General features: G+C 67.0%; 8 protein-coding genes. 4 read left to right on the top strand and 4 right to left on the bottom strand.

The annotated features are described in order from the left end of the window. The coding region (locus tag ABW137_RS27595) for a class I SAM-dependent methyltransferase (RefSeq protein WP_526404706.1) at positions 1-578 on the top strand (578 nt) is incomplete at its 5' end. On the opposite strand, the gene ABW137_RS27600 is transcribed toward ABW137_RS27595, so the two are convergent. Then, positions 575-940 carry an Rv1152 family transcriptional regulator gene (locus tag ABW137_RS27600; protein ID WP_526404708.1) on the bottom strand — a complete coding sequence of 122 codons (366 nt, stop codon included), beginning with the start codon at positions 938-940 and terminating at the stop codon, positions 575-577. The genes ABW137_RS27595 and ABW137_RS27600 overlap by 4 nt on opposite strands. 36 nt (positions 941-976) lie before the next feature. On the opposite strand from ABW137_RS27600, the gene ABW137_RS27605 reads away from it, so the two are divergent. Next, positions 977-1,690, top strand: a complete 714-nt coding sequence (locus tag ABW137_RS27605; RefSeq protein WP_526404710.1) for an SIR2 family NAD-dependent protein deacylase — start codon at positions 977-979, stop codon at positions 1,688-1,690. Positions 1,691-1,704: 14 nt separating this feature from the next. Here the strand turns inward: ABW137_RS27605 and ABW137_RS27610 are convergent, their stop codons facing one another. From ABW137_RS27610 to ABW137_RS27620, 3 genes are read right to left on the bottom strand one after another with little or no spacing between them, the layout of a single operon-like run. Further along, complete coding sequence (locus tag ABW137_RS27610) at positions 1,705-2,337, bottom strand: class I SAM-dependent methyltransferase (RefSeq protein WP_526404711.1); 633 nt, start codon at positions 2,335-2,337, stop codon at positions 1,705-1,707. Continuing rightward, positions 2,330-3,028 carry a TetR/AcrR family transcriptional regulator gene (locus ABW137_RS27615; protein ID WP_526404713.1) on the bottom strand — a complete coding sequence of 233 codons (699 nt, stop codon included), beginning with the start codon at positions 3,026-3,028 and terminating at the stop codon, positions 2,330-2,332. The genes ABW137_RS27610 and ABW137_RS27615 overlap by 8 nt, the downstream gene beginning before the upstream one ends. A 1-nt stretch (position 3,029) precedes the next feature. Continuing rightward, on the bottom strand, positions 3,030-5,357 hold the full coding sequence (locus ABW137_RS27620) for an MMPL family transporter (RefSeq protein WP_526404715.1): 2,328 nt from the start codon (positions 5,355-5,357) through the stop codon (positions 3,030-3,032). Between the two features lie 155 nt (positions 5,358-5,512). Here ABW137_RS27620 and ABW137_RS27625 point away from each other — a divergent pair, with 155 nt between their 5' ends. Together ABW137_RS27625 and ABW137_RS27630 are read left to right on the top strand one after the other, a co-directional pair. Beyond that, positions 5,513-6,058 carry a DoxX family protein gene (locus ABW137_RS27625; RefSeq protein WP_526404717.1) on the top strand — a complete coding sequence of 182 codons (546 nt, stop codon included), beginning with the start codon at positions 5,513-5,515 and terminating at the stop codon, positions 6,056-6,058. An 84-nt stretch (positions 6,059-6,142) separates the two neighbouring features. Further along, on the top strand, positions 6,143-6,265 hold the full coding sequence (locus ABW137_RS27630; protein WP_526404719.1) for a hypothetical protein: 123 nt from the start codon (positions 6,143-6,145) through the stop codon (positions 6,263-6,265). Positions 6,266-6,398: the final 133 nt, after the last annotated feature.

The raw sequence follows: 6,398 nt of genomic DNA on the forward strand, positions 1-6,398 counted from the left end.
CGGTCGTCGCGCTCGCCGAAGGCCTGCAAACCAGTTTCCACCGCATCGACGAGAGCGGTGTCGGTGACCAGTTCCGTTGGCTGACAGTCGATCTCCCACCGGTGACGAAACTGCGCGAGACCCTGCTTCCCGCCTCTGACCGGGTGAAGGTCTGTGCGCAGTCGGCGCTGGACTACAGCTGGATGGACGAGGTCGACACCGACTCGGGCGTGTTCATCACCGCAGAGGGGCTGCTGATGTACCTGGAGCCCACCGACGCCATGGGTTTGATCACCGAGTGCGCGCGGCGGTTCCCCGGCGGTCAGATGATGTTCGATCTACCGCCCTCCGGGTTTGCCGGGATCGCCCGTCGCGGCCTGCCGATCTCGTTCCGTTACCGCATCCCACCGATGCCGTTCAGCATGTCGGCCGCTGAGGCAGCCACGCTCACCGACGTGGTCCCGGGGGTGCGGGCCGTCCACGACGTCCCCTACCCTTCCGGCCGCGGCCGGGTGCTGAACGCAATGATGTGGACGGTGCAACGGATTCCGCTGCTCGACCCGATTCGTCCAGCCTTGACGCTGCTCGAATTCGGCTAACCGAACGCCGTCTCGACGTACCGCAGGGCGTCCGCCTTGCCGACCCCCAAAGCCTTTGCCGCCGATGCGAAGGTGTGCGCAGCAGTGGCCATCGCGGCGTCGGCGGGGTCGACCCGCGCGACGAAGGTGCCGAACCTCCCACGGGTTTCCAACACCCCGGCCGCCTCGAGTTCGCGATAGGCACGTGCGACCGTGTTGACCGCCATGTTCAGTTGACCCGCAAGGTCCCGAACGGTCGGCAACCGGGTTCCCGGCGGCAGCCTGCCATCCCGAACCCCCTCGATGATCTGCGTCCGCAGCTGATCGAACAGCGGCCTGGCCCCGTCCGGGTCGCCGCGTACCCACTCCCCCAAATCGGCCACCTGCCCAGTATCACAAAAAGCGGCTACTTTGGTGGCGTGCAGGTCACGGTGCTCAGCGGAGCGGGAATGTCCGCCGAGAGTGGCGTGCCGACGTTTCGCGACGTCGAGACGGGGTTGTGGGCCAAGACCGACCCCTACGAAATTTCGAGCGTCGACGGCTGGAAGCGCCACCCGGAGAAGGTGTGGGCGTGGTATCTGTGGCGGCACTACATGATGAAGTCCGTCGGACCGAACGACGCTCACCGAGCGGTGGCGGCGTGGCAGGACGGCGCCGAGGTCGACGTGATCACCCAGAACGTCGACGACCTGCACGAGCGTGCGGGTAGCAAGAGGGTGTACCACGTGCACGGCAGCCTGTTCGCGTTCCGTTGCGACCGTTGCGGTTCCGCGTACCGCAGCAAACTTCCCGAGATGCCGGAGCCGGTGGAGGCCGTCGCTCCTCCGCGGTGTGACTGCGGTGGGCTGATCCGGCCCGAGGTGGTGTGGTTCGGCGAGCAGTTGCCCACCGAGGCGTGGGACCGGTCGGTGGAGGCCGTCAGCCGCGCCGACGTCGCCATCGTGGTGGGCACCTCGTCGATCGTCTATCCGGCGGCGGGGCTGCCGGAACAGGCAATCGCCGAGGGCATACCGGTGATCGAAGTCAACCCCGAGGCGACTCCGTTGTCCGAGCGGGCCACCGTCGTGGTCCGGGAGTCGGCGGCCACGGCGCTGCCCGGCCTGCTGCAGCGCCTGCCCGCCCTTCTCGGCTGACCGCGGGCCCAGCTTCACACCGGCCTGACCGCCCTGCCGATCGCGGTCTCGGAGACGGGCATCGGCAGCCATGCGGGTAGCACCCACTCGCGTCTGGCGTCGCGCACCTGAAATCCCGCGTCGACGATCGACCGTTCGGTGTGCCGATGGGTGTGACAATTGCCGAGCAGCCGCGGCCACACGGTCGCATCGGCGGCGCGTTGGATGCGCGCCCGAACCCCGCCGCTCGCGACGTGTTCCAGGTACCGCAGGTCACCGCCGGGTCTCAGCAGTGAGAATAGCTGCCGCAGAACGTCATTCGGGTCACCGACCGAGCAAAGGACCAACGAGCACACCACCGCGTCGAACGGCTCGTTGGTGCGGTAGTCCTCTATCGCGTCGGTGCTCACCGTGATCGGCACGGATGCCTCGGCGGCGGCCTGGCGGGCACGCACCGCCAACCGTGGCTCGGGCTCCACCGCGACCACCTCGGTGACCGTCGACGGGTAGAGGGCGAAGTTGGTGCCGGTACCTGCCCCGACCTCGAGCACGCGACCAGACAGCCCGACGAGATTCTCGCGCCGCAGCCGTCGGATCGATTGCGGTTCGCGCGTCGACATCGTGGACCACAGCCGCGCGAAGAAGGGGTGGTCGACGGATTCAGCCATCGCTTCTGCCCTCGCCGACGAGTTCCTTGATTTGTGCGACCGCCTCCTGCGGAGGTACGTCGAGCCCCAGCATTCCGGTGACCATGTGACCGCAGCACGCCGAACGCATGACCCGGTCGGCGAACTGCTCGACGTCGCCGAACGGTAGGTACGGCCGCGAGATCGACAGAGCGGCGACGCCGTGCGCGACGGTCCAGAGTTCCAGAGCAGCCATGGTGGGGTCACCCGGCGGGTAGATGCGCTCGGCGATCAGCGATTCGACCGAGGTCCGCATGTGGACGAACGCCGAGCTGTTCAGTGTCACGTCGACGTCGCTGCCCGGCCTGCCCTCACCCATGGTCGCGATGCGGTAGAGCTCGGGGTTCTGCATGGCGAACCGGACGTAGGCCAGCCCTTGGGCGCGCAGGCGGTCGATCGTCGACGGTTCGTCCTTGGCGACCTGTTGCATGACCTCGTCGAGCGCCTCGAAGTATCTGGCGCACACCGCATCCAGGAGCGCGTCCTTGTCGGCGAAGTGAAGGTAGATGGACGGCGGGGTGACACCGACGCGCTGCGCAACCGCTCGGATGGACACCGCCTTGGCGTGTCCCGTCTCCATCAGCAGTTCGGTTGTGGCGTCGAGGATCTCCTCGCGGAGATGGTCGCCGGAGCCGCGCGGGGCACGGCGTCGCTTCAGGGGTTGGACGGACACGCTACCGAGTGTCCGTCATCGACACCATCGTGCGGTCCGCTTTCGGGCGGTCCGCGCCATCGTCGGACGCGTCGCCCGACTCGCTGATGCCGATGCGCTGGTGCAGCTTGACCAACGGCTTGGGCGCCCACCAGCTCCAGCCGCCCAGCACGTGCATGAAGGCAGGCACCAGAACCATGCGCACCAGGGTCGCGTCGACGAGCACGGCGAGCGTCAATCCGATTCCGAACATTCGCATGAACGACACCTCGGCGGCGATGAGCGCGGCGAACGAGATGGACATCACCAGCGCCGCGGCGGTGATCACCCGGCCGGTGCGGGCCAGCCCGTGGGCGACCGCCTCGTCGTTGTCGTGCCTGGCGAGTTTCATTGCCCGTCTGCCCGACGGGGTGGCGGATCCACCCGCCCGCAGTTGCAGCCAGTATTCGCGGATACGGGCGACCAGGAACACCTCGTAGTCCATGGAGAGACCGAACGCGATGCAGAACAGCAGCACCGGCATGTTGGCCACCAGCGTGCCGGTCGGCGTCGTCCCCAGCGCGTCCAGGTGGCCGTCCTGGAAGATCCAGACCAGCGCACCAAACGCCGCCGTAAGCGACAAGACGTTCAGCACAACGGCTTTCAACGGTAGGACCACGCTGCCGGTGAGTAGGAACAGGAGCCCGAAGGTGATGACCGCGATGAGGCCGAGCACCCAGGGCAGCCGGTTGGTGATCGCGTCGACGCTGTCGCGGTTGATCTGCGCCATGCCCGTCATCTCGACGTCCCTGCCGCCGGGGCCCGCGACGTCGTGCAGATCGTCGAGTTGGGCCTCGGAGGCGTCGGAGAACAACGGCGCGGTGCTGGCGACGGTCATGAAGGCGCTGCCGTCGGCCACGCCGGTGGCAGCGGTCGGCGGTCCGACGGCATCGCCACGGACGAAGGTTCCGGCAGGAGCGGACACCGAAGCGACGTCGGGAACCATGGACAGTTCGGCGGCGTATCGCGCCAGTTCGCCTGGGGTAAGCCCGGTGGCGTCGGGGATGACGACCGACACCGCGGTCGACGAGTCGTCGACGAAGTCGTCACGCAGTTGGTCACCGACCTGATGGGCTGATGCCGACTTGGGGAGCACCCGCTCGTCGGGGAACCCCCACTTGACGCCGAGGAACGGTGCGCCGAGAGCCAGCAGGAGCACGACGATGGCGAGGCCGACGGGGATGGCGCGACGCATGACGGCCTTGGTGGAGCGGTACCAGAAGATCTGCTCGACCGGCTTGGCGATGGGTTCGGGCCGACGGGTCAGCCGGCGAATGAGGCTGCGGACGTCGAGGGCGCCGAGTCGGTCACCGAGCAGCCAGATCGCGGCGGGCGTCACGATGACGGCGGCGGCGGCCGCGAATCCGACCGTGGCGATGCCCGCATAGGCGAACGACTTCAGGAAGTACATGGGAAACAGCAGCATCGCGGCCATCGACAGCGCGACGGTCGTGGCGGAGAACAGCACGGTCCGCCCCGCCGTCGCCATGGTGCGCCTCAGCGCGGCCTCGCGTGGGGCGCCGTCGGCGAGTTCGTCGCGGTATCTGCTGATGATCAGCAGCGTGTAGTCGATCGCCAACGCCAGGCCGAGCGCGGTGGACAGGTTGAGGGCGAAGATCGACACGTCGGTGCTGTACGTGACGAGGCGCAGCACCGACATCGCCCCCACGATGGCGAGTCCGCCGACGACCATCGGGAGCGCCGCGGCGACCAGTCCGCCGAACACCCACACCAGCACGAGGAAGCTGAGCGGAATGGCTATCGACTCCATACGCAGGAGGTCGCGTTCGGACTGCGCGTTGATCTGCGCGTAGACCATGGCGATGCCACCGGCGCGAACGGTGACGCCGTCCCGATCGTGCACGACGTCGTCGGACAGCGCCTTTGCGTACTTCTGGGCGTCGTTCTCACCACCGGTGATTCCGGCGATGACCAATCCCGACGTGCCGTCCTTGCTCGTCAGCTCGGCGGCAGCGGCCTGCGGCACGGTCCATGCGGAGGTGACGTCGGCGACGTGCGGCGACTGCTTGAGGTGGTCGACGATCTCGGTGGCGACGGCCGTCGCCCGTGGGCTGGTGGCACCGTCGGGCGAGGTGACGGTGACCAGCATCTGCATGTCGCCCTGGTGGAACTTGTCGGTCAGCAGCGCGGTGGCCCGCGCGGACTCGGAGCCGGGATCCTGGAAGCCGCCCGCCGACAGGCTCTTGGCCACCGGTATTCCGAAGATCGCGGCTGCCACCATGACGAGCGCCGCGCCGATCAGGATCCGCCTCGGGGCGGCGATGGCGAGTCCAGCGATCCAGCGCATCATGTGGCCTCCAGGTCGCAAGGTATCGGCGGTAACTTATCAACGGTAACCAAGAACGGTCAACGGCTACCCATCAGTGCCACGGCCCGGTCGCCTCGATGGTTCACCCATCGGAAATGGCAACAGCAAGTTCACAGGCGACGCTTAGGGTGATTGCCATGACGACCACGGACGTGAGCGATCGGCCTTCAACCACTTCGTCCTCCGTTGCCGACCTCGGTCTGCTGATCCTGCGGATATCGGTGGCAGCGTCGATGATCCAGGCTGGCGCGATCAAGGCCACCGACATGGGCACCACCATCGAGTTCATGGAGAGTGGCGGCTGGCGGATGTCGACGTTTGCCGCCTACCTGATCACCAGCACCGAGCTCGCGGGCGGCCTCGGACTGCTGATCGGGTTCCTCACGCCCCTGGCAGCGTGCGGAATCGTTGCGGCGATGATCGACGCGTGGGCGGCCAACGTCTCGGGGGCGGCGGTCTGGGCCGACCCGTTCAACGTGCCGTTCCTGGTGGCCTTCGCCGCAGCCACCCTGTTGTTCACCGGCGCCGGCGTGTATTCGGTCGACGCGCGAGTGTTCGGGCGAGCCCGCTGGCCAGGGGCGGTGTCGATCACGTTGTTCGTGGTCGCAGTGGCGGCGGCCGTTTCGACCTGGGTGTTCCTGAACGGCACCAACCCGTTCCATCTGACCGAACAGTCAGGTTGAGAACCTACCGGCAGGTAAGTATTGCCAGGGTTTTCCGAAACGTGACTCAAAGAACTCTTAAAGGTGATGGTTACTGTTCAGTACATGTGGATCGACGACACCAGTGCAGATGTCATCAAGGTTGATTTCGAGGCCCTCTATCACGGGGACTTCCTGGTCGAGGGTGACACCTCAGAGCAGTTTCCCGACCTCGCGCAAGCCGTATAACACAGCGAGTTCGGCCACGTGGCCTGACCACGTGAGCCTCGGGGTACGCGGACGATAGCTGATTGCGTGCACGGCCGTGCCGCCGCGGTCTGCTGATCGCGTCCGTACGTACCGCTCCAGACCCAGAAAAGCC

The sequence above is a fragment of the Mycobacterium sp. genome (genome assembly GCF_040509115.1).
Classification (GTDB): Bacteria; Actinomycetota; Actinomycetes; order Mycobacteriales; family Mycobacteriaceae; genus Mycobacterium.

Excerpts from the sequence above, each read along its gene's own strand:
- ABW137_RS27630 (WP_526404719.1), top strand. The coding sequence starts at position 6,143 with ATGTGGATCGACGACACCAGTGCAGATGTCATCAAGGTTGATTTCGAG.
- ABW137_RS27610 (WP_526404711.1), bottom strand. The coding sequence starts at position 2,337 with ATGGCTGAATCCGTCGACCACCCCTTCTTCGCGCGGCTGTGGTCCACG.
- ABW137_RS27625 (WP_526404717.1), top strand. The coding sequence starts at position 5,513 with ATGACGACCACGGACGTGAGCGATCGGCCTTCAACCACTTCGTCCTCC.
- ABW137_RS27620 (WP_526404715.1), bottom strand. The coding sequence starts at position 5,357 with ATGATGCGCTGGATCGCTGGACTCGCCATCGCCGCCCCGAGGCGGATC.